The following is a 24,519-nucleotide window of genomic DNA, read 5'->3' as shown; positions in this document are numbered from 1 at the left end:
CGCAACCTGATTCGTATCCGAGTAGTTGGCCTGAACGCACGAGGCGGTGAACGAGCGACTAGCGGCGGACACTCAGGCAGGCGACCCTCGCGCCGGCCATGCCGGCGTTGCCGTCGGTGGTGTCGGTTCTCTTCTCGTGCAAGACAATCGAAGCGGGTTGGCCCTTGCGGAAGGGCCATTTCACGGTGGAGACCTGGGCGGCCTTGCCGTCTTTGTCGGTGGTGAAGTCGAGCCAGAGTTCGTTCTGCGGGTTGGCATATCGCGCGTCCATGGACATCGTGTCCTTGGCGTTCGGGTCCTGCACATTCTGGTAGTGGAAACCGGAGTCGGCGGGCTTGGCGCCACACGGCTTCAGGTGCGCGTGCGAGCCGTAGACGCGGTTGGGGAGCAGCCCACTGACAAGCAGGATGGCCGTGGTCTTTTCGTCGTCGCCGACGGCGACGACCATGGCACGACTGCCGGCGGGGGCAAGTTTCTGGTCGTAGGTGACGGCATCCGCGCCGTCGCGCCAGGGCGCGAAAGTCCCTGAGGAATAGATGGGTTCGGCGGCGCTCGCGGGCGCCGCAGGAATCAAGAGAGCGGCGGCGACAGCGCCGAGCAGAAGCGGCTTGGAGTTCATGCGACCAGGCTCCGCCGCGGTGACAAACCGCGTCAATGCACCCATCTGGGGAATGTCGCGACCTGTGAAGTCACCCGTCGGCGAGGCGTTGGATAGTGGCGCCGAGCCAGGCCTCGAGGTCGGCGGGGGCATCGAGTTCGGAACGCAGGACTCGGCGGCGGGTCGAGACGCCGAGGACGAAGGCGTCGATCGCGGCGGCTCGGCTGTGGGCGTCCGCGTCGTCGAGGCCGCTCTCGCGTAAGTAGCGGTGCAGCGGTTCCAGCGAATTCATGTCGAGGAAGGCGGCCAGCGCCTCCGCCGCCTGCGGGCGTTCGATGTCGGCGGCACCGTCGCGGAACTCACCGCGGCCGCACACCCGGACCGGGTGGCCGCGCTGCACCTCACGAATATCGCTCCGCAGCACGCATTTTCGGCGGATCCGGTGGAGCTGGCCCCTGATGCCGTGGCGTACCTCGCCCGCTGTGCGCAGTGGTTCCGGACAGAAGGCGGGTACATCGCCGAGCAGTCGACGCGACCGAACACGCTCGCCGTCGCCCTCGGCGATTCACCCGCAGGCCTCGCGGCATGGATTGTCGAAAAACTGGAGTCCTGGTCCGATGATTCGGCTTTCACGCCGGACGAGCTACTCACCTGGGTCACCGCCTATTGGGTCACCGGCACGATCGGCACCTCGTTCGCCACCTATGTCGAACCTGTCGCCCTCCCGGACCGGATCGACACACCGACCGTGCTTTCGGTGTTCGCGCGCGACACCAAACCGGAGCCGCGCAGCTACGCCGAGGTATTCCTCAATGTGTGCGAGTACCTGGAACACCCTGCCGGCGGCCACTTCTCGGCCTGGGAACAGCCCGAGATCTACGTCGAGGATCTACGTCGCGCGGTCGAGCTGGGCGGCTGAACCGGAGCCGGCGAATGCTCCACACCCCGTGATGGGACTGCTCCGCCGAATGACCGGAAATCGACAGTGATCTGGCGTCAGCGGGAGATCGGCCGATAAGTCAACCAGCGGGCTGTGCTGGGCAGGAACGTCAACACGAGCATCACGATATTCACTACGATGCCGACGGCCGATACCGCGTCGAGATTCGTATTCACCGTGATCGTGTTGCTCTCGACGCTGGTGATGACCATCGACTGGAGCAGGGTGCCCACGCCACCCACTCCGAGCAGGACACGGGCGACCTGCTTGCGGGTAAGCATCAGGATACCGCCGGTCAGCAGCAGTATCGCGCACGCCGCCGCCACGATCAGCCGTAGTTGGAGTATGGCGAAGGACGAGCCGTACTCGAATGGGGGAGTGAAGATCGGGATCGCGAAAAATACGATGAGTCCGAACAATCCGAACGCGTCACGCAGGGCGCCGAGTATCGCGAGGATGCCGGCCATGGTCGCGGTGGCACCGCTTGATGGGGGTTGTGCTGGGTGCTGTGCAGTTCTATTCAACAGAAAGTCCTTACAGATCTCGAGAATGTCGGCGGGTACCCCCGCTGCCGTCCTTTGCGGCGAAACGCCGGAGTTCAAGGCCACCCTCGACGTCGAAGTGTGTCTGGGCGCAGCCCGCCTCCTGACGACCGCCGGCACAGCGGGGGTTTGGGTACGACGCGTCAACGGGCACGGATTGGTTCGGCGCGCCTCATCAAAGGGGCGGAGCCGACGCAGGATTCGGCGAGTCGTTTCGACTCGGGGCCTACGCCGAGACGATCGTCAGGGCGTCGGCGATACCCGGTGCTCGGGGGCGCGGGCGGCCCGCAGTGTCAGGATTGCTCTGGCGCAGGAAAGACCCGCGCCGTCGTTGCTGCGCCGAGGCCGGCGAGTCGGAGCGGGTGGCCGGTAGCAGTATCCGACGGGTCGTCTGGATGGACGCCAGCGCCATGAACAGTGACGCGGCGATGACGCCGACCAGCGCGAAGGACAGTGGCCGATCGGGCAGCGTGAACAGGGTCAACGCGGGCAGAAGAGCTGCGAAAACCGCAAACGCCAGCAACTGGGCCCGAGTGAACACGCTGTGAGCCTAGCGCACCGCCGAGGCGGGCGGACTGGGGCTCAGGGCCGCCGATTGGCGGCGCGATCGTTGCCGGCTGGACTCGGGCGCCCCCGGCCGGTCCGCCACACCGTACCGAAACTGCAATGGGCACAGTCGAAGTCACACACTGCGTTGCTGAAGTGTGTTATCCAGGAGTGCTGTCGCTGTGGTGGGGGATGCGTTCGTGCAGGGTCAGCAGCATGTGGTCGAAGGCCGATACGACTCCGGGCGAAGCTGGTGGCAGGGTGGGGATCTCGGTGAGTAGTTGCTGGGCGAGGATGTGGAGTTTGACGTTGCTCTCCTGGGATCGCCAGGCCAGCACGTTGAACGCTTGCTCGGCGTTGATCCGGTACATGCGCATGAGCACGCCCTTGGCTTGCTCGATCACCGAGCGCGCTTCGAGGATCTCGGGCAGTCGTTCGTTCAGGGCGACGCGGCGGTTCTCGGCCAGCGTGCCCGAGAGGTCGATGTAGAAACCGACGGTGCCCACCGCGGTGTCGCCGTCGTAGATGCGGTCGGCTACGACCATCACTTCGTGCTCGCCGCCGGTGATGTCGATGAACCGGTGCCTGCTCGAGAACGGCTCACCTTGCTCGATCGAGCGGGAGATCGCCGCGGCCACGTGCTCGCGGTCGTCAGGGTGTTTGTGCGCGAGCAGAAGTTCGGTCGTCGGCTCGATCTCTCCGGGTGTGTAGCCGTGCATCCGATACACCTCCGGTGACCACTCCCAGCGTCGGGTGGCGAACCAGAACCGGAAACTGCCCGTCGACGGGCCCGTACCAGCGGCGCGTGCGGCTGCCGGTACGCGAAGGCCCTCGGCCGGCGTTTGTGACATGACTGTTCCCTTTCCTGTCTCGAATCAGTGCTCGTCAGGGTCGAGCCGGGCGGCTTTGACTTCTCCGTGGACGACAGCGAGGCTGACGCCGACACCTCGGGAGATCTCCCGCAGCGACTGGCCTTCGGCGCGGCGAGCCAGGATGGCGCGGCGTTTGTCGTCGTCTACGACCCGGGGCCGCCCGCCGGTACGGCCTTGGCGGCGCGCGGCTTGCAGGCCGTCGCGGGTCTTGCGGACGATGTCGCGACGCCGGTCCTCGGCCAGGGCGAGCGCCAGGTCCAGGATCAGGCTGCGCTTCGTGTGCTCTCCGACGGCGATGCCCTCGAGGATCTTCACCGAAATACCTTGCTGGAACAGGTCGTTGAGCACGATCAAACCCTCGTGCAGATTGCGGCCGAGGCGGGCGGCCTCCTGCACGGTGAGCATGTCGCCCGGACGCAGGTACTCCAGTGCGGCGGACAGCGCGGGGCGGTCGGTCACGCGCAGCTTGCCACTGATCTGCTCCTCGAACACCTTCACACAGATCGGGTCGAGGTCGTCGTGCTGGCGTTGGGTCTCCTGCCGGGTGGCGTTCACCCGCACCAGCCCTACCAGCGCCATGCAACCTCTCCCATCGTTCGCGAACCCGTTCGATACGGCTCTATCGGTTGACGAACGAGTTCCCGAACACTTCATCGGCAAACGCGAGGGGTTACCACACCGGTGTTGGTGTTCGGTTGCGTCGGTCGCGCGGTCGTCGGCGCGCAGGATCGCCTGGTCGCGGCGGTCGTCGCGGACCAGAACGGATCCGCGGTATCCGACGTCGAGCTGGATCGTGCTCGCATCTCTGTGGAAAGAGATCACGGCGGTCTGAACAATTTCGCCAGGCGGTGCAGGAGGGTTTCCCAGGGTTTTCGGGGCTCGTGGACAGCAGACAGACGCTGATAGGCTGGCGGCCCGCCTCCGGACACGAGGAGCTCGGAAACAGATTGCGCGAGTGGATAAATCGTTGACCGAGAAGATATTCGAAGAGCAGCCGCCCACATCGGGCACGGGCGCGCGCCGGGTAGATCGGCCGACGAGCCGAGTGCGGCTCGTCGGATTGCTCACCATCCCAGTGCTTTTCGCCGCCGCGATCGCGACATGGTTGGTTGCCGGACCGGAGGGTCTGGCAGTCCGCTATTACCGGCTCGGCGTTATCCCGTTCAGCGCGGTCCCGATATTCTGGACGACTGCCGTGGTGCTCTGTTTTGCCTGCGCCCCTGGCCTGACTCGGTACCCGAAGTGGGTGTGGCGAACCTTTGTTGCCGTTGTGACGCTGGTGACGCTACCGCTGTGGATGTTGACGTCGTTCGTAGCGGCCTGGTCTGCTGAGGACGGCGACGTGCAGGACATCGTGCTGAGCCCCGACGGTCGCCACGAAGCGGTCGTGGTGCCTTATCAAGATTTCGACTTCGGTTGCCGGGTATGGCTTCGCGAGCGCGGTGGGCTGTTCAGCAGGCAGGCGCTGGTGTGGGTCGAGTACGAAGGGCCTTGTCCCGCAAAGATATCCTTCACCGGTGACAGCATGATCAGCGTCACCGACTTGCACGGCGGGAAGACCCTGACGACGACCTTCGACTCCGCCCGGACCTCCGTGGCTGCCGTGTTGTACCCATAGCAAGCGCAACGGTCGCAACCTGCCGCGGTAGCGTCGGCTCTCGTCGTGTTGCGCTGCGAGGTTCGGGCTTGAAAGTGTTACGGGTAGCGAAAGTCTGCTACCTGACCTGATCGCGTGTCCGGCAGGGAGTTTCAGGAACTGCGTGGCACGCGCGAAGGGGTGCCGCGAGTCAGCGCATCGGCTTGTGGAAGATGAGGAAATCGCAAGGGGTGGCGAGCAGCGGCACCAGATCGGGGTAGCTCTCCTCCAACTCGCCTTTGCGTTCGAGGACGTACCCGAGACGCTGATACCAGCCGTGCGAGAACTCCTTTACCGGATGCGTCCAGTTGCGGGGCACCAGAAGCTCCAGTTGCATCGTCCGCGCACCCTGCTCGACACAGTGACGCTCGGCGAAATCGACCAGGGCCCGGCCGATTCCCGTGCCACGGTGTTCGGGCGCGCACACCAGCATGCCGAATTCGCCTATGCCGTCGGGTAATTGCTGGATGCGGACGGCGCCGATGATTCGGCCGCCCTCCTCGCGCGCCACGGCGATCTCCGCGGCGGTGATCAACCCCGCCAGCTCGGATGTCGTTGTGCGGCTGGCGCCGTCACGCCACAAGCCTTCTTCGGCTACCTCGTACACCCGATTTACCAGATCGGTCAACTCGGCGACCAGCGCGGTATCGTCCGCGGACTCGGTCGGTACCATCTCGATGGTCACCATTCGTACCTCTCATCGTGACGTTTCTCGTGTCTCCGTGATCGCATCCAGGTATACCCGTGGTCAGGAGTTGGTGGCCGGCCGCTGGTTCATCGGCTACCGAATTGCCGACGCTGACGGCCGCACGCGGATCTTCGGCGTGGTGGGTGGCAAAGACGGGAGTGGACAACGCGCGCAATTCGCCATTGCTACCGACCCAGGCGGCGCTCGACGGTGGCGAGTGCTGCCTGCAGCCGCGGCAGAAGCGTTGCGGCGACAAATGTTTCGATGCTGGTCGGGGTGGTGGTGCGGGGCGAACGGGGTTGCAGTGTCGCGGTGTGCCCGGAATTGATCGCGTGCACGACCTCGACCATGAGACCGGTGACATTCGCTGACACTCCGGCGCGCCGCTGAGCTGCGGCGAATTCCGCGATCGGCTGGTGCACGTAGCGCAGGTGTGGCAGAGCAGCGACCCGGCCGATGACCTCGGTGACCTCGGACATGCTCAGATCGCGTGCACCGTGCAGTTCGAGAATCTCCGACGCGGAGGTCAGGGTGCGCAAGCTGTGCGCGGCGGCCCGGCCGATGTCGGCGGTGCTGATGAAGGGCATCGCGACATCGGGATCGAACGGAGCGGCGATGACCCCGGCGCTGCGGATGGTCTCGACCTGACCGAGCAGGTTCTCCATGAAGTAACCGGGCCGCAGGTGCGTCACTATCGCGTCGAGGGTATCGATCTGTCGCTCGAGGTAGTGCAGTCCGGCGACCGGGCCGGTGCCCGCTGGTTTGTCCGCGCCCCAGCTGCTCAAGGTCACCACACGCCCGACTTCCGCACTGGCGAGCGCCGCGCTGACGGCGTCGACGATGGAACGCTGGTGTGCCAGAAAGTCGGGGCTGTCGGGGATGTAATTGGGCTGCACCATCACGTAGACCCCCTCGGCACCGTCGAATGCGTCGGCGAGTGCCGCTCGGTCTGCCGGATCTGCCACGAACGCCTGCGCACCAACAGCTTCCAGCGGCGCCAACCCTTCGTGACTGCGTCCGATCGCGCGCACGGCGCGGTCCGCTCGTAGTAGCTCCTCGACCACCACACGCCCGGTACGTCCGGTCGCTCCGGTTACCACGAACATCGGTCTCCCTTCCTGACGGGTCTTCTCGACGTCGCCGACGGTAGGAGCGATCCGTGGCAGCGGGGTAGTGCTGACGCACCCACCCCGAATCTGCGGGCATCCTTACTCTGGACACAGTGGTGGAGAAACCGGGTGCCCTGGCCGAATTCCTGCGCGCGCGGCGCGCGCTCGTGCGCCCGGAGCAAGTCGGGCTCGTTCCCGGTGCCGCACGGCAAGTCCCGGGCCTGCGCCGGGAAGAGGTTGCCCTACTCGCCGATATCAGCACCGACTATTACGTGCACCTCGAGCAGGGTCGCGAGAAACACCCGTCGACTCAGGTCCTGGACGCGCTGGCCCGAGTACTACGGCTCGACTACGACGCCCACACCTACCTCCGCGCTCTCGCCGCTCCAGACGAACCCGCGAGGCGGACCGACCAGGATCGCGGAACCATCGATCGCGCATTGGCGAGCCTGCTGAACCAGATCACCACGCCCGCGATGCTCGTCACGCCCTGGATGGCGGTGACAGCCCGCAACCGGCCCGCCGATGCCCTCTACGCCGGAATACCGTTGCGGGACAACCTGGCACGGATGGCCTTCCTCGACGACGCGATAACCGGCTTCATCGACGATCCCGACCAGCTCGCCCAATGCACCGTCGCGACGCTGCGGGCCGCCGCCGGACCCCAACCGCAGGCGCCGCAGATGATCGAACTGATCGGAGAACTATCGCTACGCAGCGACACCTTCCGTCAGCTGTGGGCCCGCCACGATATTCACCGAAAAGGCAGCGCCATCAAACACTTTCACCACCCGGTCGTAGGCAGGCTCACGCTGCAGCAGCACGTGCTGACCCTTCCCGATCATCCCGAGCTGCAGCTGTGGATCTACCAAGCCGAGCCGGGCTCTGAACACGGTGTACGAAAGCTCGCAGAGTCGGCAACCGCAACGCCTTACAGGTGAGCGCTCGTAGGCTCGGCGGGAAAAGCTCGCGGGCGCGGTCACGCGCCCTGGTTCGGGCAGTCGGCGAAAGCGCGGTCGTGGCCCGCAGACCTTGGATGCGGCGGGCCAGCGACTGCGGATGCGGAACACACCAGTCGGATCCGTAGACGATGTGGTCTTCGCTGACGGTCTCCGCTGCGGCCACCCACTGCACTGTCGATCGACCGTCCGCGTCGGGGAGGTCGCCTGCGAGTCGAGCCACGAATTTGCGCCCGTACTCGGTGGCGTTGGTTGTCGAGTGCGCTGACTCAGTCGGGTGCGCGTTCGCGCGCAGCCGGACCGTATGCGAACTCGCCCCCGGGCTAGGCGGCCGCTTTCTCGTAGGCGGCTACGACCTCGGCGGCGATCCGGCCACGGCTCGACACCTCGACGCCGTTCTGTCGCGCCCACTCCCGGATCGCGGCGGTCTGCTCACGATCGCGCACCGAGCGCCCCTTGCCCTCTTTACCCCGCGGCGCCCGGCCGACCCGGCGAGCCGCCTCGATCCAAGGTGCCAGTGCCGCACGCAACTTGTCCGCGTTCTTCGCCGACAGGTCGATCTCGTAGTCGACCCCGTCGATGCCGAACCGGACGGTATCTTCGGCTGTGGATTCGCCGTCGAAGTCGTCCACGAGTTCGACAGTCACCTTGCGCGCCACAACAACTCCTTCTGTTCAGTCCGAAACCGGGAAACGCCAGCCTAATCCGAACACGAGCAGAATCCAGCACGCCGCGCGCCAGGCACGCCGACGAACGCCCGAAATTGCCGAGCACGTGATCGTCGCCGGAACAGCCGGCCGCCGGATCTGGTGACGCACCGCCTACGCAGCCGAGCCTTCGCCCATCACACACCCTTTCGCCAACCCGACGAGTGCACTCTGTCCCGTCGGTTCCGCCTGATCATCCGACCCGATCGGGTTGCGGTGCGGGGCGCGCGCTCAGAAGCCGTCGTAAAAGCGGTACCAGGGACCTTCGAAGTGTGTGTAGCTGTCCTCGGGACTGCTGGCGACCGGAGGGCTGTCCGGGAAGTAGGCGATGCTCAGTATCGCCACCGCCGGAGCGATGAGACTCAACCGCCAAGTGTGATAGCGCAAGGCGCCGACCAAACCGGTCACCAAGCAGGCCACGCCGACAGCCAAGAGCAACGCCGACATGCCGAGCGTGTAGCGAAGTGACTCTCGCGACATCTCACCCCACAGCATTGCGAGGCAGACCGCAACTGCCGCAACGGCAATCGCAACGGTGGTCAATTTCCACCACCGGGGTGAAACGCGGTCACTCACTTGTTGCTCCCAGGTCGACGGTCGCGTGACCGTACCAGTATGTGAGAGTTTCTCTGCAGACCCGTATTTCAGGGGGTACCGGTCCCGCCGATCGCCCGCACCGGCAACTGGGGATGCGAAAAAGATTGCGGGCCAGCATAATCGTGGGCGACCTGGTCAACCGTGCATGGATCGTCACGGCGCCGTGGATTCGTGGGTGACCGCACTTACCGGCCCCGCCGGGCCGCGTTCGCGTTGGAGGACGGTCGTGCGTCGTCGTAATTTTCTGCGGGTGGGTGTGGTCGGTGGATCCGCCGCCGCGTTCGGTGGCGCGTCCTGGCTCGCGGCCTTCAGCGCTGGCGCCGAGGCCGGACAATCCCCGTACGGGCCGTTGGCGAAGCGGCCGGACGCCAACGGCCTTTTCCTGCCGAAGGGCTTCACGAGCCGGATCGTCGCCCGGTCGGGCAGGCAGGTGGCCTCGTCGAGCTACACCTGGCATGCCGCGCCGGACGGCGGTGCCTGTTTCGCCGACGGGTCGGGCTGGATCTACGTGTCCAACAGCGAGATCGACGCCACCGGAGGGGTCGGTGCGATCAAGTTCGCCGCGGACGGGTCGATCGTCGGCGCGCACCGCACGCTGTCCCGGACCAACCGCAACTGCGCAGGCGGCGCCACGCCGTGGCACACCTGGTTGTCCTGCGAAGAGGTCGAGCGGGGCGCGGTGTTCGAAACCGACCCTTGGGGCGTCGAGCCCGCGGTGCGCAGACCCGAGATGGGATTGTTCACCCATGAGGCGTGCGCGGTCGACCCGGAACGCCGCGTCGTGTACATGACCGAGGACCGCTCCGACGGCCGGTTCTATCGTTTCGTTCCCACGGTCTGGCCCGACCTCGCCGCAGGCAAACTCGAGGTGCTCGTCGACAACGACGGCACCGTGAGCTGGCGAGAAATCCCGGACCGGTCGGGGGCGTCCACGCCGACGCGGCGGCAGGTACCCGAGTCGAAGCCGTTCAACGGCGGCGAAGGGTGCTACTACGCAGCCGGAACATGCTGGTTCACCACCAAGGGCGACAACCGGGTCTGGGCGTATGAGGCTGCGAGCGAACAGCTTTCGATCATCTACGAACCGGGTGGCGGTGCGCCGCTGTCGGGAGTGGACAACGTGACCGGCGCGGCCAACGGTGACCTGTTCGTCGCCGAGGACGGTGGCGATATGCAGATCTGCATCATTTCCGGCGGCGTGGTCGCCCCGTTCCTCCAGGTGGACAAGTCCAGCCGATCCGAGATCACCGGACCGGCCTTCAACCCGCCGGGCAACCGCCTCTATTTCTCCTCCCAGCGCGGCACCCGCGGCTCGAACAGCGACGGCATCACCTACGAGGTGACCGGCCCCTTCCGGCGCTGACGGTGGCATCACCCGCGCCGGTTCGATCGGACGGCGCACAACCGGCGGGTCGGTATCTCGGCGAGCCCCGCAGCATGCGGTCGACCGGCACCCGGCAGACTGACGGAATGGGTTCTGGTTCGTCAGCACGGCCGTCGCCCGCGGATCTGGCCGCGGCGCAGGACAGGACTATTCCCGATCTGATCGGTCCCGCCTTGCGGGTGCTGTTCTGCGGCATCAATCCGGGCCTGTGGTCCGGGGCCACCGGACACCACTTCGCCCGTCCGGGCAATCGGTTCTGGCCCGCCCTGCACCGATCCGGTTTCACGCCACGCCTGATGCAGCCCGGCGAACAGCAAGAACTACTCGACCTGGGCTTGGGCATCACGAACGTGGCCGCACGCACGACCGCCAAGGCCGAGGAACTGACCGCCGACGAACTGCGCGCCGGTGGACGCGCTTTGGTCGAAAGGGTCGAGCAATATCAACCCCGAGTACTGGCCGTCCTCGGTATCGGCGCCTACCGCACAGCTTTCGGCCGTCCGCGTACCACAGTCGGTCCCCAACCCGAGCAGATCGGGGAAACGGCACTTTGGGTGCTGCCCAACCCCAGTGGGCTCAACGCCCACTACACCCTCGATGCCCTCGCCGCGGAATTCCGGACGTTGCGCGAGGCGGTCGACAAGCATTCCCCCTGAGCCGCAAAGGTTCCGAATGCCTGGGTCGATCAAGTTGCGCGCACCCAGCGGATTCGCCTGCGGCGCGGCCGATTCCACGCGGTCTCGTTGCGGTTCAAGCGCCCACCGGATGCACACGCTCCGCGCCGATCCGATCGATCCGCCGCTTACCCCATTCACCGAGCGGCTCCAGTGCGCGGTTGAGCGCGACACCGAGTTCCGTGAGCTGATATTCGACCCGCGGCGGCACTTCGCGATAGACCTCGCGGTGCACGATCCCGTCCTGCTCCAGTTCGCGCAGCTGCTGGATCAGCATCTTCTCCGAGACGCCGGGCAGGCCGCGGCGCAGCTCCCCGAAGCGCCGGACCCCGTGGTTCTCCAGCTCCCAGAGAATCAGCGATTTCCATTTGCCGCCGATCACGTCCATCGCGGCGTCGATGCCACAGAAGTATGGCCCCGATCTCTTCTCGCCCATCGTCCGACCTCGCTACCTGTTCACATACCCAGCGGTAAGTACCCGACAAAATAGTAGGTACTTGTCGCAATCGCAGGCAACGAGCAGCCTTGGAATCAGCGCGCTGACCACTCAGTTCACGAACTTTCAAGGAGTTGACCCCGCAATGGCGGAATCCACGAACACCCCGGTGACGGTCCTCGGCCTCGGCGCGATGGGCCAGGTCCTGGCCGCAACCGTGCTCAAAGGCGGCAAGCAGGCCGTGGTGTGGAATCGCACCCCCGGCAAGGACGCCGACCTCACCGCCGCGGGCGCCGTCAGTGCGGCCACGGTCGCCGAAGCGCTCGACGCGGGTGGCCCGATCATCGCCGTCCTGTTCGACCACGCCTCCGTGCACGAAACCCTCGACCCCGTCGCCGAAAAGCTCCGCGGCAGACAACTCGTCAACCTGACCAGCACCGCCCCCAACGAGGCCCGCGAACTCGCCGCCTGGGCCGCCGAACACGGCATCGACTACCTCGACGGCGGCATCATGGCCGTGCCCCCGATGATCGGCCATCCGGGCGCGTCCATCCTCTACAGCGGCTCCCGCCTCGTCTACGAAAACAACCTCCCGACCCTCCAATTGTTCGCCACCGCAGAATATTTCGGCGACGACGCCGGCCTCGCCGCCACCTACGACTTCGCCCTGCTCTCCGGCATGTACACCATGTTCGGCGGCTTCCTGCACGGCGCCGCCATGATGCGCTCCGTCGGCGTCCCCGCCACCGAATTCGCCGAACGCGCCATGCGCTGGGTGAGCGCCATGACCCAATCCCTGCCAGCCTTCGGCGCCCTCATCGACTCCGGCAACTACGCCGACCCCACCCAAACCATCTCCTTCCACAAAGCCGCCATCGACGCCATCACCCGCGCAACCCGCGACGCCGGCGTCACCACCGACTTCATCGCCCCCCTCAAAACCCTCATCGACCGCCAAGTAGCCGACGGCAACGGCGCCGCCGACCTGGCCCGCACCGTCGAAGAACTCCACTGACCCACTCGACCGGGGCCGCCCTCCCTGCCGGCCCCCAAATCCCACGCAAAACGCGAGGTAGAACCGCGATTTGGTCCACGCGCCCACATCCGATAATCTTCTTGAGCACCACCGGTCCGGGTGGCGGAATGGCAGACGCGCTAGCTTGAGGTGCTAGTGCCCTTTATCGGGCGTGGGGGTTCAAGTCCCCCTCCGGACACTTCACTCGATGGACGGCCCATGCTCATGGAGAGCATGGGCCGTTTCTCGTTTCGTCATTTTTTGTGGGGGCGCAGCCCCCACACCCCGCCCGGCGGGCTTCGCCCCCGGACCCCCTCCTGAGCTCGACTGCCTGAACTCGAGGTGCACCAGCCAGCGGCGTGCAGGATCTTGATAAGGCCGCCGAACGCGTTGACGAGTTCGTGAATTTCGTTGCGGTTCAGGGTCGGACGGGCTTCTGCAGCGGCTTCCGTGGCGAGGAGTTGCCCGGCAGCGGCGTCGCGTTCGGCTTGGACTTGGCGGGTCCAGCCGGCGATCAGTTGAGGGTCGGTGCCCGCCTCGAGCGCGGCGCGGTAGTAGTTGAGTTTGCGGTCGTAGTCGGTCAAGGATTCCCGGAGAGCGGTAGCGGACGCGACCGCTGCACTGTTGTCTGTCTGTGACTGTTCGAACTTCCAGTTTGGCGCGAGAGGCGAAGACGGTCGCACCGTCGGCGATCGTCGAACGGGCTGGATCAGGCAAGATTCCGGCCCTCGCGGACCCGATCAGGGTCCACCACGGCTGCTCGGACTCGATTGCCTGCACTGCCCACGCCGCGGCGAGGTCGATTTCTGAGGAGGCGAGCAACCTGGCGAGGTCAGCGACGACGACCGCGAGTACCGCCGGCCGGTCTTCGGTTGCGGTGACCTTTGCGATGCAGTTAGCCACCGTGGCAGCTTGCAGCGGGGTGTGGCCGTCGTTCTGATCGAGATCGATCCGCATCACCGAGTCGACGAGCACGGCGTTAGCGTCCTGCACCGGACGCAGGATGAGCACGACCAGCGAACGCCGCGGCGGGAACCCGATCATGGCGGGAATCCCAGCGATCAGTTCACCCGGGTCACCTACCAACACAGGGGCTTTCGCCGTTGAGGGCTGAACAGTGCCAGCGGGGGCTGGCCGGGGTACCTGGAAATTCTGGTGGGTGGATGTCTCGTTGTCCATGGAACTGCACTTCCTTTCGACTAGCACTTAATGGGTAGATCCGCGGTGGCACGCGCCGCCGAGCATTTCGACACGTCCGTCCGCACAGCTGAGAACGCCCGTCCGCTGGTGAGCGGAGATCAGTTGACGAGTCGGTCGAGGGCCAGTCATGTCCCGGTCGAATCAAGCCGCGCGTTCACGGCGCCAACCGGCCAGCAGCAGCGAGCCACACGCAATCGCGAGCGGGCGCGACCTCGCTCGGGCACCACGGCAACACGCGACGGACGGCCGGAGCCGTTGGCCGACAACGGTTGTCTGATCAGTGGGAACTCGAGGCGACGTCGGCCGACCCTCTTGGCAGGCGACACGATCGGTGACCTTCCAGGCGAGTCTGGGTCGTTCGAACAGTGACGCCGCGCCGCCGAGAGCGCCGGCGGATCCCTGTGTAGCGCACCTCGGCGAGAAGATCGGCAGCCCTAGCTGCAGCCTCGGCGCGCTGATGGCGTTTCCTTGCGGCAGGTCTCAGCGAAGCGTGGCGCGCGAGCTAGCGTTCGCCGCTCCCGAAGCAAGGCACGGCGGGTCCGCCGGTAGGCTGGTGAGCGGGAGAATCAGGTGGACAGTGCAGCAGGAGTCTCGCCATGCCGAATCCAGGGGCGGCCACTTCCCACCGTCTAACCCGCCACCCCGAAGCCCAGCAACGCCTGGACCGGACCCGGAAACGGGTCCTGGCGCGCCGCGCCGAAGCGCGCCGACGCGAGAAGTCCATCACCGAGGCGGTAAAGAAATACATCGCGTCGTGGGTGGCTATCACCGACTGCGAGACCAAACGCGATCAGGAAGTCGAGATCTGTCAGCAGAAGATTCAGGAACTGAAAGGCCCTCGCGGACACCGAGATCGGCAAACATCGCGCACGACAAGCCGCCGCAGCAGCCGTATTGCCGGAGCAGGGTCAATCCGACGAAGACGTGGCAGAACTGCTCGAAATCACCACCCAGCAAGCGCGGCGGCTGATCGCCGCCGCCCGAACGACCCCGGCTACATCGGTTTCGCTAGATACGATCGCCGGACGCATAGAAGCAGATAGCCGAATCGCGACCGACACGAAGTCCGATGACAGGACGAGCAACGAGACTATCGAGAGCAGTGCGACAACGTCCCGTAAGCGACACGAGTAGAAGTGAGGGCGGACCGATTGCGTGGTGCAGTCATTCGTCGTAATCCGATTCAGACATTCACGTAGCCTCCGGTATTCCAGACGTACCAGCGGAAGTGGTCCAAAGAAAGGGCCTGGCGGGTCGGCAGGCCGGCGGCCGGTGCGGACGGCCAATAGACAACATTGCAGCGAAAGCAGTAGAAGGCGCAGCGCCACACCGCATATGCGGCGGGGCGCCCTCGGGCGATCCTGTTGTTACGACGGATTCGCTGCGCCGCGAGCGCCAGAACGACAGCGCCGGGTGTGGCCATGAATGCGAGCGCCATGAGGGTCTGGATGATGGTGATTACGAGTCCGGATTCACGAGGTTCGGAGGCGGCCAGTGCCGCGAGGATCAGCATGACGAATGCCGGGGACACGAGCAGGAGTCCGACTGACACCAGACGAGCGGCCGATTGCTGTGCGGGCGCGAAGGCCAACTTTTTGGCGAGCGCGGTGACATGGGTGCGTTCCACGTCCGCGGTGCCGATTACCGGCAGCAGTCCTGTGGTGGACACGCCGACACCGGTGTAGTTGGCGGTGCTGTAGCTGGTGGATATGCCTTCGGCGCGAAGTGCTTCCACGTTCTGGATCGCGTCGATCCGCAGGCAACGTGGACACGAGATGTCGATGTCCATGTGAGCGTTCTCCTTTCGAGCGTCAGGCTGATTGAGCTCGTGCCCGGCGGCGGCCGATTCTGGGTAGAACGAAGACCCCCGGTGACATGGAACACTCTCCGCGGTGGGATGTCGAGAGAGGCGAAGAGTCACAAAGGTTCTCGACGGGCACTGCGGCGCCCAGGATCACGTGCAGACCCCAGCGCGACGGCCTCCTCGCCACTCGACGGGGGAGTGCACGATGTCGGGTGCAACGGTGTTCAGAGCGCAAACCGGTTCCGCGTAAGCGGGCTCTCAACAAGATCGAAACCCGTGCAGACGCAGAGCTGGTGACTTCTGCGTCGCAGTGGAGCGGGTGGGGCAGACTTCACACGTCCCATGGTTTCCCCCATGGTTTGGATGGAAAACGATGGGATGTGTCGGGAAGTCTCCGGTCATGGCAATTCGCCATCGCCGCAGTTTATGAGCGCTTTTGGAACGTTATGAGACGTCCCGTGCGGCCTTGAATCCCTGTGTGGAGGTCGGGGGTTCGAGTCCCCTTAGGCCCTGCACTGAATAGAAGTAGGCATCGCATCCTGCCTCCGCAACCTCCGCCCCACCGAATTCGCCGCCCGCGGTGAGGAGCCTGCCTCGGTATGACGCATCCCGCGACGCTCGATGTGCGCGGTGAACGGTCGGTGACGTCGGGCAATGACGATGCAACTCAGGCCGTTTACTACTACTGGAATCACCAGCGACGTCCACGGGCCCGCCGTCGCACCGCGCCGATTCCCGGTCCTGGCGCAGGGCCGGGGATCGTCAAGGCAGCACGGTACGTCGGACTGACCGTTACTTAGGGCGATGGATTTGGGGTGCGCTGGCTCTGGACGGTGTTCCCCAGTTGGTGGTTCGTGACAGGAACGATTGTGTGTGACACTGTGAACCGTGCGCCAGCTACGGTCTGGCAATCCTGATGGAGGGGGTTTCGGGTGACACGTTCATGGGCTTCAGCACTTCAGCAGTCCCGCGCAGCTCATCGAGGTTTCGTGTGGGCAGCGGTGACCGGCCTCGCGGTCCTGATAGTCATGGCAGGTACGCAACCGGTTGCTGCGGAACCGACCACGAGCCCGCCACCGACATCGACCACTGCACCGGCAACACCGCCCAGCACTGCCCAGCCGTCGGCTCCGAGCCGGGGCCCTACGACTGCTTCGTCCAACCAGACGACTACACCGGCACCGACGACGACTGCTCCCCAGTCACCGGCGCCGGCCACGACGACAGCGCCTACGTCACCGCGCACGAGCGCACCCGCGAGTGGCTCCTGTGTTCCCGGATCACGAACGCGGGCACCGGAAAAGTGGGAACCCACCGCCGATCCCCAGTCGAGTGTGACGCCGGGACGGATGCGCTCGGACTGCCAAGAGGTCCCGGGCGGGTTCAGCAAGGAACAGGCCGACAAAGCAGAGACCATGGAAGCCGCGCTCGCCGCACGCCCGCAACAGCGTTCGGCGTTGGCGGCGCCGGGGTGTCAGGTGTATTGGCCGGCCCCGTATGAGGTGTGTGGCGCGATCCGCGACAAATACAACGAACTCGGCGGGCCGAACAGTTTCCTGCTGTTCCCGACCTCGAACGAACTCGCCAATCCCGACGGCGTCGGGAAACGCTCCACCTTCCAGAACGGGCCGATCTACTGGTCCCCGGCCGGAGGCGCGCACCCGGTGGTCAACCATTTCTTCGCGGCCTGGCAACGCAACGGCTGGGAAGGCGGAGTCCTCGGATACCCGACCTCGGATGAAATCGTCAACCCCGACAACATCGGACGACGCCAATACTTCCAAGGCGGCACCGTCTACTGGAAACTCAACGAGGCGTACTACGTCGCCGGTGCGATCCGCGACAAATGGGGCCAAACCGGTTGGGAGGGTGGATATCTCGGATACCCCATCTCCGATGAAACCAAGACCGCCGACGGGCAGGGCCGATTCAACCGGTTCGAACACGGCGTCATCTACTGGCACCCGCAGTTTGGGCCGCACCCTGTCACTGGTGGAATTCTCACCAAATGGGCTTACTCGGGCTACGAACAAGGCAGCTGGGGTTACCCCGCCGCTGACCAAACCGTGAACGGATCCAATAGCAGCCAGCAATTCGAGTACGGGCTCATGAGCTGGCCCACCCAACAGATTGCCGACGCCGCCGTCGTCGACGACGGTGAAATCGCCCCGAATGTGGAGGGGCCGAGCCCGACGACGGTCGCTGGCTTTGCCGCTGACTCCCGGGCAGGGGCACCGGCCAATCAAGGCATCCAGCTCGTGTCGGGCCCATCGATAGGTAAGGAGAGCTGCGAACCGAACTGTGTCGGATGGAACCTGGCTGATCTGGAGGAGCCGACACTGCCCGATATCGATACCTCCGATGCGGTGATCGATCCACGCTGCTTCAACGCTCCGGCCGACAAACAGTGGCGAGGCGGACGGAAGTTCGGATGCTTGAGATACCAGGAGCCGATAAAATACATCCGCGGCAATACTGTCAGCACCATCCCGGTCACCGTCACCGGCGGTATCCGCAGCTCCCATAAGGCCGGTGGTTTCGTTCAAGAATTCAAATTCGAATTCGGTGCTGCCAGCGGAGCAGTTGGGCAACCAGTGTTCCTGTACAAGGTCAGCGGCGCGAACTTCGACAAGACCAACTCCCGCTATGCCGGACCGAAACAGGGCACCGCGGTCCCCCAGGGCAGCAGTCTGACAGTACAGATGTGGTTCGACGAACAGTCGATGAACGACGGCGCAGTCGACACCCGCGGTACCCGCCTCGAGGTCAAGTTCGGCAATTTCGACGCAAGCTACAGCGACACGGGCAAAGTTTGGTTCGATATGAACACTCTGCGCTGCGACAAGACAATGCGCACCAGCGCGGGCTTCCGGCAGGGCTGTGTATTCCCCAGCACCACACCAGCGTTCGACATGGACCCGGCTCTCTATCCCGAGGCTGTCGGTCACGTCAGCGCAGCCCTGGCGGCAGGCATCCCCGGCACCAGCTCGAGCCCGCTTCACCGCGAAGCAAACGTCGCCGCCCGCAATCAGAACCGACGCGTCTCATGCCCATCGGGCACTGCGATCATGCGGGACCGACAAAACGGCATCACCGGCCGCAGCTGCGATGAATTCCCCTTCGCGTCCACCAAAGAAGGCGCCAACCGAGCACCCAACGCCGGCCGGACCTTCAATCCTCAATGCCACGTCCCGGACTTGAACGGCTCGACCGCCACAGGCTGGAGCGTGTGCATGATCGATGACCCGCAGAATCGACTGGCCGGCAGCTGGCTGGGAAGTTTCTACGGATCGAACCGAGTCATCGACAACGACAGCTTCTACGTTCTCGCAGCGGGCGGACATCTGCCCTGACCGCTGGACCGTAGCTGTACGCATAGCCGCCACCTACAGTGGACTGAGCAATAGCAATTCACTGAGGGGCAAATATCCAGAGGAGGAGCAGATGCAACGAAAGACGACGATCGCGGTCGCTGTCGTGCTCGTAGCGACCGCCTCGGCCGTGGGCGGGGTACTGCTCGCCAGCTCGACAAGCAAACCAACCTCGAACCTGAAGGACTACACCGTGGTCGACAACAACAACCCACTGGACGAGCAGACAGACGGGCTCGACGATCTCGAAGAACCCAGCCTCGACGGCCCCGCCCCCAAGACCGCCAAAGATTTCGTCGGCGACTCCAAACCCGGCCCCGGCACCGGCCCCGAGGAACTCACGCCGCAGGGCCCTGCAGTCACAGAGCAAGACGGCGGTTGGACCGCCACCGGCCCCGGCAACTGACCACGCCTGCGCTTCTGGCTACTTTTCGACAACCGTCTGGTTTGACCGTGCCACGTCGGCCCATCCGCAGCGTGGCGGTGTCGGTGTCAACCTGGAATTGAAAGAGCGACCCGGCCTGCCAGACCGCGAGCTGCCGCCGGTACATCCGGCGCGTCAGGATCGCACCCTGTCCGAGGGCGTTCCTCGAAGCTCCACTCACCGGTGGCATCCTGTGGCGTGAGCGCGGTGGCAGTGTCGAAATGGAAGCAGGCCTTCCTGGAGGCGGGTGCGAAAGCCCTCGAACCGCGCCCGAGCGGTCCTGCCGGCGCCCGTGGTGGGCTGAGGAGCGGCGGCTGCGGATCGAAAGCGAGCAATTCAAGTTCGCGCTGGCCGAGGCCGCGGTTCCAGCGGCGCGGCGGTGTCGAGGGTGTCCCTTCGCCGACCTAGAAGCCCTGAGAGCGGCACAACTGTTGCCGGTTTCGAGGTTCGCGCCACTGGCCGGGATCGCGGAACGCTACCGTTGTCGGTTGGCTCGGGTGCGGGCTGGTGGGCCGCAGCGTGTATCGCGGCCGTCCCCGCAAGGCGATCGGCTCAAGCCGATCGCGGCGCAGTTTGGAAGGTTTCGGCGCTGATACGTCACGTAAACGGCTCCACCGTAGCCCGAGCAGGTCGGCGCCGTGGCAGCCGACCCAGCCGGTAGTTCCGCTCGGCCGGCGCCTCCGACCGCTAGGCATCCAGTTGCAGCGATGTCTGGTGATGAAGTCGGTGTGCGTATTGGTTGTGTCCCCCTCCGGACACAGTGAGAGCCGAAATTCCTTGCAACGCAAGGGATTTCGGCTTTTTTTTGAACTGAAGTCCCAGTATCTGTGTGCTGTCATGTGCGGGCCGGACGTTAATCGAGGTTGTCGGGATCCATGGATTCGAAACCGCAGTAGGTTGAGGCGCCGACGTTGGTCGAGCCGCTCGTGTTCGAGTATGTCACGGGAGGCACGGGCTCAACTGCAACGGACAGGGCTGCCAAAGCGGATACTGAGTATGGGTGAAACGCGCGCCCCTGCCGCAACCGGCGGCTCACGGGCCTGGAGGGTTGCCGCAGTCGTGCTGTTCCTCCCGTATGTTTTGCTGTACCTGGTCGTGAAGTGGTGTGTGACTCATCCCGATCAGGTAATCCGTGGTGTGAACTGGGTGATCCGCACCGTAGGGCGGCATCCGAAAAGTGTCCGCCGTCGCCAGCCTCGGGCTTGCTACCGCTGCGGTAGTGAACAACATTGTCCTCGGTCAGCCATGGGGAGTTGTCGTTGGTTCGGCCTGGATGGCTGGGTCCGCCGGTTGGCTGATGTGGCTACGGTCAAGAGATCGCGCTACTGTGGCTCGGGAGGTCGCTGCGAGGGCGGACGCCCAACACGCCGCGTACCTGGCCGGCGATGATTGGGGCGTCTACGGATACCGGGATCGCCCGGACGTTTGAGGGATGCTCATCTCGGCAGCAAGTGTCTGGAACTGAACAGCACCAGACTCACCCGTCGACAAGTCTTGCGGCGCAAGTCTTGATGAGCTGAGCCGACGAACCTGCGCCACTCCCGCCGCTCATGATCCTGGGCTACAGACGATCTTTAGCGCCAACGACAAGCGCGCCACCCTTACCGTCGCCAAGCTTGGCAGAGACCAAGGAATTGCGGGTGCGGCGATTCATCGTGACGGCCTTCGCACGACCAGACCTCGCGGCTTCTCGTTGGCGCGTTGTGCATGCCGGTGTCCAGCACGGTGCCACCAGCCCGTTGCCTCTTTGAGTTGCCCGAGGTAGCGAAGGCGGATCGCAAGGTTGTGCATCGAGTCAGTGTGGCCGGCTCGTGCGGCCTGCTCGTACCAGGCGATTGCTTCGTCTATGTGGAGCGATTTGTCGAGCGCAACGGCGAGATTGTGCATGGCGTCGGCATTGCCGAACTCGGCGGCACGGCGCCACCATTGTTTGGCGTCATTGAATTCCTTGACCCTATGCAGAAGGTTCGCCAGGTTGACCATGGCGACAAGACTTCCTTGTTCTGCGGCCTTGCGATACCAATCGTGCGCTTCCGCGGTTTTCCTTCGAGTAGTGAGCAGATTGCCGAGATTGTTCATCGCGCCGGGGTGGCCTTGGGACGCGGCCTTCCGCCAAGAGGACTCTGCCTGGAGAAGGTCGCCGTGGTCCGCAGCCTCAAGGCCGCGCTCGAACAGTTCCTTCGGGTCTCCGATGTCGGCGGGTTGACTCCCGCTAAAAATACGCAGGTCTCCAGCAACGTTGACGCTTCGCCGTCGGGGGCTTGGGTGGCCACGTTGACGTAGGAGTCGATCAATTTGTTGATAGAGCTCGTCAAGGGTGTAGTCGGTGCCGGCGGCAGCGTTGAGCAGGGCCGCGGTGAACGCGGTGTTGCGGTACCCTTCGGGTGCGAACGAGGTTTCGTCTGCGCTTGAGGACACCATTGTGTAAGTGCCGTGAAGGTCGAGTTGACCGTCGACGACGGACGCCGACGAACTCATAGCTTCGAAAGCCCGTCCGGAGAAGCAGCAGTCCAGGATCAGGACGCGTGCACGCGCAGAACTTCTGGTGAGTTCTTCACGCAGCGTCGCGAAGGGCACGGAACTCCAGGCGAGATGGTCGCGGTCGCTGTTCGGCAGCGCCAAGTGCAGACGCCCGCGATCATCGACCATGCCGTGTCCGGTGTAGTACACCACCAGAACTTCTTCGGCTTCCAACGCGGCGTTGCGGACCGCCTTACCGACCTGCCCGCTGTCACCAGGATCGATCAGCACACTGCAGTGGTCATCGGCCAGCCCGGTGCCAGTGACCGCCGTCAGGAGTTCTGCGAGATCTGCGACGTTGTTGGCAGCGGCCGGGATATCGGGTGTACCGGGATGGCTGTACCGGCTGACACCGACCAGGACGGCGCGCCAGCCGCTGCGAGGTGCTGCAGTCACTGCAGGTTGCTCGGTGGTTCTAGCATTCGCCGCAACGCCTCGGCGATCTCCGGAGTTCGGACTCGCTTGGCATCTACGGTGATCTCGGTGTTGTCGTCGCGCCTAAGGGTGACGGTTATGTCGGATCTCCGGTTGGACAGCCACGTAGTCAATGACGAAGCCAACGCGGGTGCGATTCCTCCTGCGCCGACCGCGACGACGAGCACGTCGTAGATGTTTCCCATCTCGCCCGGGCGAATCTGATTCTGGGGCAAACGCACCCTCCCCCGCAACTCGTCCTCACCGTTGAACCATTGAAGCAGCTGGACGAGCTCATCGGCGCCGCCGTTGGTTCGGATTGTCAACTGGCCCTTGGATTCTGGCATGCAGTTCATACTGCCGTGCGAGGTTCGAGCAGTCCTGGAAACCGGGTAAATCGCCTTACGAATTCCATTCGTCCGCAGCCATGTCGCGCGCGGCAGCCCTGCTCTGACGAAATTCCACAGCTTCGGCGAGGTCGTTGAACTCGAAAGGTTGACCAGCAAGGGCCTCAAGGTGCTCGCGGACCTCAGCAGGGGTGGCGTAGAAGAATTCTCGGCGTCGGTTGATCATATTGACCCGCTTGTGCGCCAAACGCCTGTGTATCTCTTCTTCTAACCCGACAGCGTCGTGGTGGAGAAACACGGTGTGCTCGTCGTATCGAAACGGAACAGCCGTGCTGCCGAGCTCCCGGATACGTTCTCGCGGATCCCAGCGGCGGGTCAACCCGATCTGAACCATACGGTCACCGAACGCACCGATGTTGGAGATGACGTAGATGTATCCAGCGCGAAGATTTTTCTCGCGGTAGTCGATACTGATTACACGTTCGTCCACCGCCTTCAACTTTGCTTGGAGATCCTCCGCGCTCTCGGTATTCATCGAGCCCGAGGATTCGAGCGTTGCGAGGGCGGCAAGGTACCGCTGACGGTCCTTTTCTGCTATCGCCCGCTCGCGCGCGAGCTCCTCCTGCACCTTGCGTTCCTCGCGCATACGGTCGCGTTCCTCGCGTTCGCGCTCCTTCTGGCGCGCGACCGTCTCGAGGTAGTCGGCAGTCATTTCCAGTTCACGACAACGGAGTTGATGATAGGCCGGCGCGACTCGCACCTCCATCGTTCTGCCCAGCTTTTCGAATGCGGTGACCATCTTGTTCAGGCGATCCAGCGCACTCTTCAACTTGTAGGGTTTGAGACTACGCACCAGGTTGTCGGCTTCGGCATTGTAGGCCCGCAGCATCAACGTCGAGTATTCGCGAACCATTCTGCGGCCATTGGTGACTGAGCCTTCGACAACCCATGCTTTCGGCGCCTCGATCGCACCACCATCGCGGCGCGCCATGTCCTTGATCTCGCCCTGCAGGTGCTTGAGCTCGTCACGATAGGCGACCGCGTCCGACAAGGGATGACGATATTCGTAGATGCCGATTTCCTGCAGCACCCGCTCGTCACTGGTTGCGATGATTTGCGAGCGGAGACTGTCGAGCTGCGACTGCTCCGTTGCGATCTGCACGGCGAACTGGTCACGCTTACGCTGTAACTCGGCTACCTCGAGCCCGCCGAGGGCTACCAATTGTGCTCGTAGCTGTTGGATCTCGGCGAGAGCAGCCGCCAGGTCCTGTGCCTGTCGTTTCGCGTAGCCGCGTGAGCCGAGTAGCGGAACCTTTTCAGACCGCGCGGCTCTGGGTGATGTTGGCTGGACGGCGGAGACCGGCATTCGGTCCTCGGTCCAGGCTGTGCCATCCCAATAGCGCAGGTGGCGGTCGTCCATCGGGTCGGGATACCAGTTCGGCGGAACAGCACTCATCGAGCCCCCTTGTCGCAGTCGCTATTTCGAGGATGCCGGCATCGGCGTTGATGCGAAGGCGGAGCGTCTCGACTGTGTCCGTCGACGGCCAACCTTGCGTGTGTCACCTGGCCGTTGCCTGAGGCTTGTGGCCCTGCGAGATTTGGAACTTTGCAGAGCTCGTCCCTCATCGCAGCTCTAGTTTCGATCTCATCCGACCGCCCATCGGTGCTTGTTCAAAGACACGTCGCACAGGCCAGCCGCGGCGACCATCCCAGGCCCAACGTGCGATATCAGACAC

The 24,519-nt window shown here is 64.5% G+C and carries 24 protein-coding genes, 1 tRNA gene and 1 pseudogene; 9 read left to right on the top strand and 17 right to left on the bottom strand.

What is annotated here, in order from left to right:
* Positions 1-58 precede the first annotated feature (58 nt).
* On the bottom strand, positions 59-619 hold the full coding sequence (locus tag NVU01S_RS38290; protein ID WP_043677872.1) for a hypothetical protein: 561 nt from the start codon (positions 617-619) through the stop codon (positions 59-61).
* A gap of 70 nt (positions 620-689) precedes the next feature.
* Positions 690-998, bottom strand: a complete 309-nt coding sequence (locus NVU01S_RS38285; RefSeq protein ID WP_209444857.1) for a TetR/AcrR family transcriptional regulator — start codon at positions 996-998, stop codon at positions 690-692.
* Between NVU01S_RS38285 and NVU01S_RS38280 the strand changes: the two genes are divergently transcribed.
* A complete protein-coding gene (locus NVU01S_RS38280) occupies positions 984-1,517 on the top strand; it encodes a hypothetical protein (protein WP_209444856.1) in 534 nt (177 codons plus the stop codon). The genes NVU01S_RS38285 and NVU01S_RS38280 overlap by 15 nt on opposite strands.
* A gap of 77 nt (positions 1,518-1,594) precedes the next feature.
* Here the strand turns inward: NVU01S_RS38280 and NVU01S_RS38275 are convergent, their stop codons facing one another.
* The 4 genes from NVU01S_RS38275 to NVU01S_RS38260 all read right to left on the bottom strand — a co-directional run bounded on the left by NVU01S_RS38275 (position 1,595) and on the right by NVU01S_RS38260 (position 4,077).
* Entirely contained in the window at positions 1,595-2,005 is a 411-nt protein-coding gene (locus NVU01S_RS38275) for a hypothetical protein (protein ID WP_043677870.1), read from the bottom strand.
* Positions 2,006-2,306: 301 nt separating this feature from the next.
* Positions 2,307-2,621 (bottom strand): DUF6412 domain-containing protein, encoded by a 315-nt coding sequence (locus tag NVU01S_RS38270; protein ID WP_052281102.1) that lies wholly within the window; start codon positions 2,619-2,621, stop codon positions 2,307-2,309.
* A gap of 166 nt (positions 2,622-2,787) precedes the next feature.
* Positions 2,788-3,477, bottom strand: a complete 690-nt coding sequence (locus NVU01S_RS38265) for a PAS and ANTAR domain-containing protein (RefSeq protein ID WP_063048230.1) — start codon at positions 3,475-3,477, stop codon at positions 2,788-2,790.
* A 24-nt stretch (positions 3,478-3,501) separates the two neighbouring features.
* On the bottom strand, positions 3,502-4,077 hold the full coding sequence (locus tag NVU01S_RS38260) for a recombinase family protein (protein ID WP_043677867.1): 576 nt from the start codon (positions 4,075-4,077) through the stop codon (positions 3,502-3,504).
* A gap of 388 nt (positions 4,078-4,465) precedes the next feature.
* Between NVU01S_RS38260 and NVU01S_RS38255 the strand changes: the two genes are divergently transcribed.
* The gene (locus NVU01S_RS38255; RefSeq protein ID WP_156161822.1) at positions 4,466-5,116 is read left to right on the top strand and encodes a hypothetical protein; all 651 of its coding nucleotides are present in this window, start codon (positions 4,466-4,468) and stop codon (positions 5,114-5,116) included.
* 169 nt (positions 5,117-5,285) lie between these two features.
* On the opposite strand, the gene NVU01S_RS38250 is transcribed toward NVU01S_RS38255, so the two are convergent.
* Entirely contained in the window at positions 5,286-5,819 is a 534-nt protein-coding gene (locus NVU01S_RS38250; RefSeq protein WP_082032309.1) for a GNAT family N-acetyltransferase, read from the bottom strand.
* Positions 5,820-6,007: 188 nt separating this feature from the next.
* Positions 6,008-6,928: an NmrA family NAD(P)-binding protein gene (locus NVU01S_RS38245; protein ID WP_052281101.1), complete on the bottom strand. Its 921-nt coding sequence runs from the start codon at positions 6,926-6,928 to the stop codon at positions 6,008-6,010.
* A gap of 116 nt (positions 6,929-7,044) precedes the next feature.
* Between NVU01S_RS38245 and NVU01S_RS38240 the strand changes: the two genes are divergently transcribed.
* The gene (locus tag NVU01S_RS38240; RefSeq protein WP_209444855.1) at positions 7,045-7,872 is read left to right on the top strand and encodes a helix-turn-helix domain-containing protein; all 828 of its coding nucleotides are present in this window, start codon (positions 7,045-7,047) and stop codon (positions 7,870-7,872) included.
* Between the two features lie 341 nt (positions 7,873-8,213).
* Here the strand turns inward: NVU01S_RS38240 and NVU01S_RS38235 are convergent, their stop codons facing one another.
* A complete protein-coding gene (locus NVU01S_RS38235; protein WP_043677863.1) occupies positions 8,214-8,549 on the bottom strand; it encodes a histone-like nucleoid-structuring protein Lsr2 in 336 nt (111 codons plus the stop codon).
* Positions 8,550-8,828: 279 nt separating this feature from the next.
* Positions 8,829-9,140, bottom strand: coding sequence for a hypothetical protein (locus NVU01S_RS38230; RefSeq protein WP_156161821.1), 312 nt, complete (start codon positions 9,138-9,140; stop codon positions 8,829-8,831).
* 280 nt (positions 9,141-9,420) lie between these two features.
* On the opposite strand from NVU01S_RS38230, the gene NVU01S_RS38225 reads away from it, so the two are divergent.
* Together NVU01S_RS38225 and mug are read left to right on the top strand one after the other, a co-directional pair.
* Positions 9,421-10,557, top strand: coding sequence for an alkaline phosphatase PhoX (locus tag NVU01S_RS38225; protein ID WP_043677920.1), 1,137 nt, complete (start codon positions 9,421-9,423; stop codon positions 10,555-10,557).
* Between the two features lie 107 nt (positions 10,558-10,664).
* Positions 10,665-11,234 (top strand): G/U mismatch-specific DNA glycosylase, encoded by a 570-nt coding sequence (gene mug / locus NVU01S_RS38220; RefSeq protein ID WP_043677859.1) that lies wholly within the window; start codon positions 10,665-10,667, stop codon positions 11,232-11,234.
* 94 nt (positions 11,235-11,328) lie between these two features.
* Here the strand turns inward: mug and NVU01S_RS38215 are convergent, their stop codons facing one another.
* A complete protein-coding gene (locus NVU01S_RS38215; RefSeq protein WP_014985515.1) occupies positions 11,329-11,688 on the bottom strand; it encodes a winged helix-turn-helix transcriptional regulator in 360 nt (119 codons plus the stop codon).
* Positions 11,689-11,833: 145 nt separating this feature from the next.
* On the opposite strand from NVU01S_RS38215, the gene NVU01S_RS38210 reads away from it, so the two are divergent.
* Both NVU01S_RS38210 and NVU01S_RS38205 read left to right on the top strand, forming a co-directional pair.
* Positions 11,834-12,703 carry an NAD(P)-dependent oxidoreductase gene (locus NVU01S_RS38210; protein WP_043677856.1) on the top strand — a complete coding sequence of 290 codons (870 nt, stop codon included), beginning with the start codon at positions 11,834-11,836 and terminating at the stop codon, positions 12,701-12,703.
* 114 nt (positions 12,704-12,817) lie between these two features.
* Positions 12,818-12,902 (top strand) — tRNA-Leu (locus NVU01S_RS38205).
* Positions 12,903-12,957: 55 nt separating this feature from the next.
* Here NVU01S_RS38205 and NVU01S_RS45555 read toward each other — a convergent pair.
* The 3 genes and pseudogenes from NVU01S_RS45555 to NVU01S_RS38180 all read right to left on the bottom strand — a co-directional run bounded on the left by NVU01S_RS45555 (position 12,958) and on the right by NVU01S_RS38180 (position 15,692).
* Positions 12,958-13,287, bottom strand: a complete 330-nt coding sequence (locus NVU01S_RS45555; protein WP_342028820.1) for a hypothetical protein — start codon at positions 13,285-13,287, stop codon at positions 12,958-12,960.
* Between the two features lie 37 nt (positions 13,288-13,324).
* Positions 13,325-13,747 (bottom strand): annotated as a pseudogene (locus tag NVU01S_RS45550) (DUF4192 family protein); the annotation flags it as partial.
* A gap of 1,339 nt (positions 13,748-15,086) precedes the next feature.
* A complete protein-coding gene (locus NVU01S_RS38180) occupies positions 15,087-15,692 on the bottom strand; it encodes a hypothetical protein (protein ID WP_052281100.1) in 606 nt (201 codons plus the stop codon).
* Positions 15,693-17,122: 1,430 nt separating this feature from the next.
* Between NVU01S_RS38180 and NVU01S_RS38175 the strand changes: the two genes are divergently transcribed.
* Positions 17,123-19,060 (top strand): NucA/NucB deoxyribonuclease domain-containing protein, encoded by a 1,938-nt coding sequence (locus NVU01S_RS38175; protein WP_167829431.1) that lies wholly within the window; start codon positions 17,123-17,125, stop codon positions 19,058-19,060.
* Between the two features lie 91 nt (positions 19,061-19,151).
* Complete coding sequence (locus NVU01S_RS38170; RefSeq protein ID WP_043677848.1) at positions 19,152-19,484, top strand: hypothetical protein; 333 nt, start codon at positions 19,152-19,154, stop codon at positions 19,482-19,484.
* 1,668 nt (positions 19,485-21,152) lie between these two features.
* Here the strand turns inward: NVU01S_RS38170 and NVU01S_RS38165 are convergent.
* Genes NVU01S_RS38165 through NVU01S_RS38155 form a run of 3 tightly spaced genes read right to left on the bottom strand, consistent with a single transcriptional unit; the run spans position 21,153 to position 24,239 of the window.
* Positions 21,153-22,418 (bottom strand): caspase, EACC1-associated type, encoded by a 1,266-nt coding sequence (locus NVU01S_RS38165; RefSeq protein ID WP_052281098.1) that lies wholly within the window; start codon positions 22,416-22,418, stop codon positions 21,153-21,155.
* Positions 22,415-22,783, bottom strand: coding sequence for an effector-associated constant component EACC1 (locus tag NVU01S_RS38160; RefSeq protein WP_063776035.1), 369 nt, complete (start codon positions 22,781-22,783; stop codon positions 22,415-22,417). Before NVU01S_RS38160 ends, NVU01S_RS38165 begins: the two co-directional genes overlap by 4 nt.
* Before the next feature lie 55 nt (positions 22,784-22,838).
* Positions 22,839-24,239: an SNIPE associated domain-containing protein gene (locus NVU01S_RS38155; RefSeq protein WP_082032303.1), complete on the bottom strand. Its 1,401-nt coding sequence runs from the start codon at positions 24,237-24,239 to the stop codon at positions 22,839-22,841.
* Positions 24,240-24,519: the final 280 nt, after the last annotated feature.

This window comes from Nocardia vulneris (assembly GCF_001613425.1).
Classification (GTDB): Bacteria; Actinomycetota; Actinomycetes; order Mycobacteriales; family Mycobacteriaceae; genus Nocardia; species Nocardia vulneris.
This window is presented reverse-complemented; position numbering and strand designations above follow the sequence as displayed.

Bases quoted from the DNA above. Each gene is read 5' to 3' on its own strand.
- NVU01S_RS38175 (WP_167829431.1), top strand. From the start codon at position 17,123: ATGGAAGCCGCGCTCGCCGCACGCCCGCAACAGCGTTCGGCGTTGGCG.
- NVU01S_RS38210 (WP_043677856.1), top strand. From the start codon at position 11,834: ATGGCGGAATCCACGAACACCCCGGTGACGGTCCTCGGCCTCGGCGCG.
- NVU01S_RS38215 (WP_014985515.1), bottom strand. From the start codon at position 11,688: ATGGGCGAGAAGAGATCGGGGCCATACTTCTGTGGCATCGACGCCGCG.
- NVU01S_RS38290 (WP_043677872.1), bottom strand. From the start codon at position 619: ATGAACTCCAAGCCGCTTCTGCTCGGCGCTGTCGCCGCCGCTCTCTTG.
- NVU01S_RS38160 (WP_063776035.1), bottom strand. From the start codon at position 22,783: ATGCCAGAATCCAAGGGCCAGTTGACAATCCGAACCAACGGCGGCGCC.
- NVU01S_RS38170 (WP_043677848.1), top strand. From the start codon at position 19,152: ATGCAACGAAAGACGACGATCGCGGTCGCTGTCGTGCTCGTAGCGACC.
- NVU01S_RS38155 (WP_082032303.1), bottom strand. From the start codon at position 24,239: ATGAGTGCTGTTCCGCCGAACTGGTATCCCGACCCGATGGACGACCGC.
- NVU01S_RS38180 (WP_052281100.1), bottom strand. From the start codon at position 15,692: ATGGACATCGACATCTCGTGTCCACGTTGCCTGCGGATCGACGCGATC.
- NVU01S_RS38265 (WP_063048230.1), bottom strand. From the start codon at position 3,477: ATGTCACAAACGCCGGCCGAGGGCCTTCGCGTACCGGCAGCCGCACGC.
- NVU01S_RS38245 (WP_052281101.1), bottom strand. From the start codon at position 6,928: ATGTTCGTGGTAACCGGAGCGACCGGACGTACCGGGCGTGTGGTGGTC.
- NVU01S_RS38275 (WP_043677870.1), bottom strand. From the start codon at position 2,005: ATGGCCGGCATCCTCGCGATACTCGGCGCCCTGCGTGACGCGTTCGGA.
- NVU01S_RS38260 (WP_043677867.1), bottom strand. From the start codon at position 4,077: ATGGCGCTGGTAGGGCTGGTGCGGGTGAACGCCACCCGGCAGGAGACC.
- mug (WP_043677859.1), top strand. From the start codon at position 10,665: ATGGGTTCTGGTTCGTCAGCACGGCCGTCGCCCGCGGATCTGGCCGCG.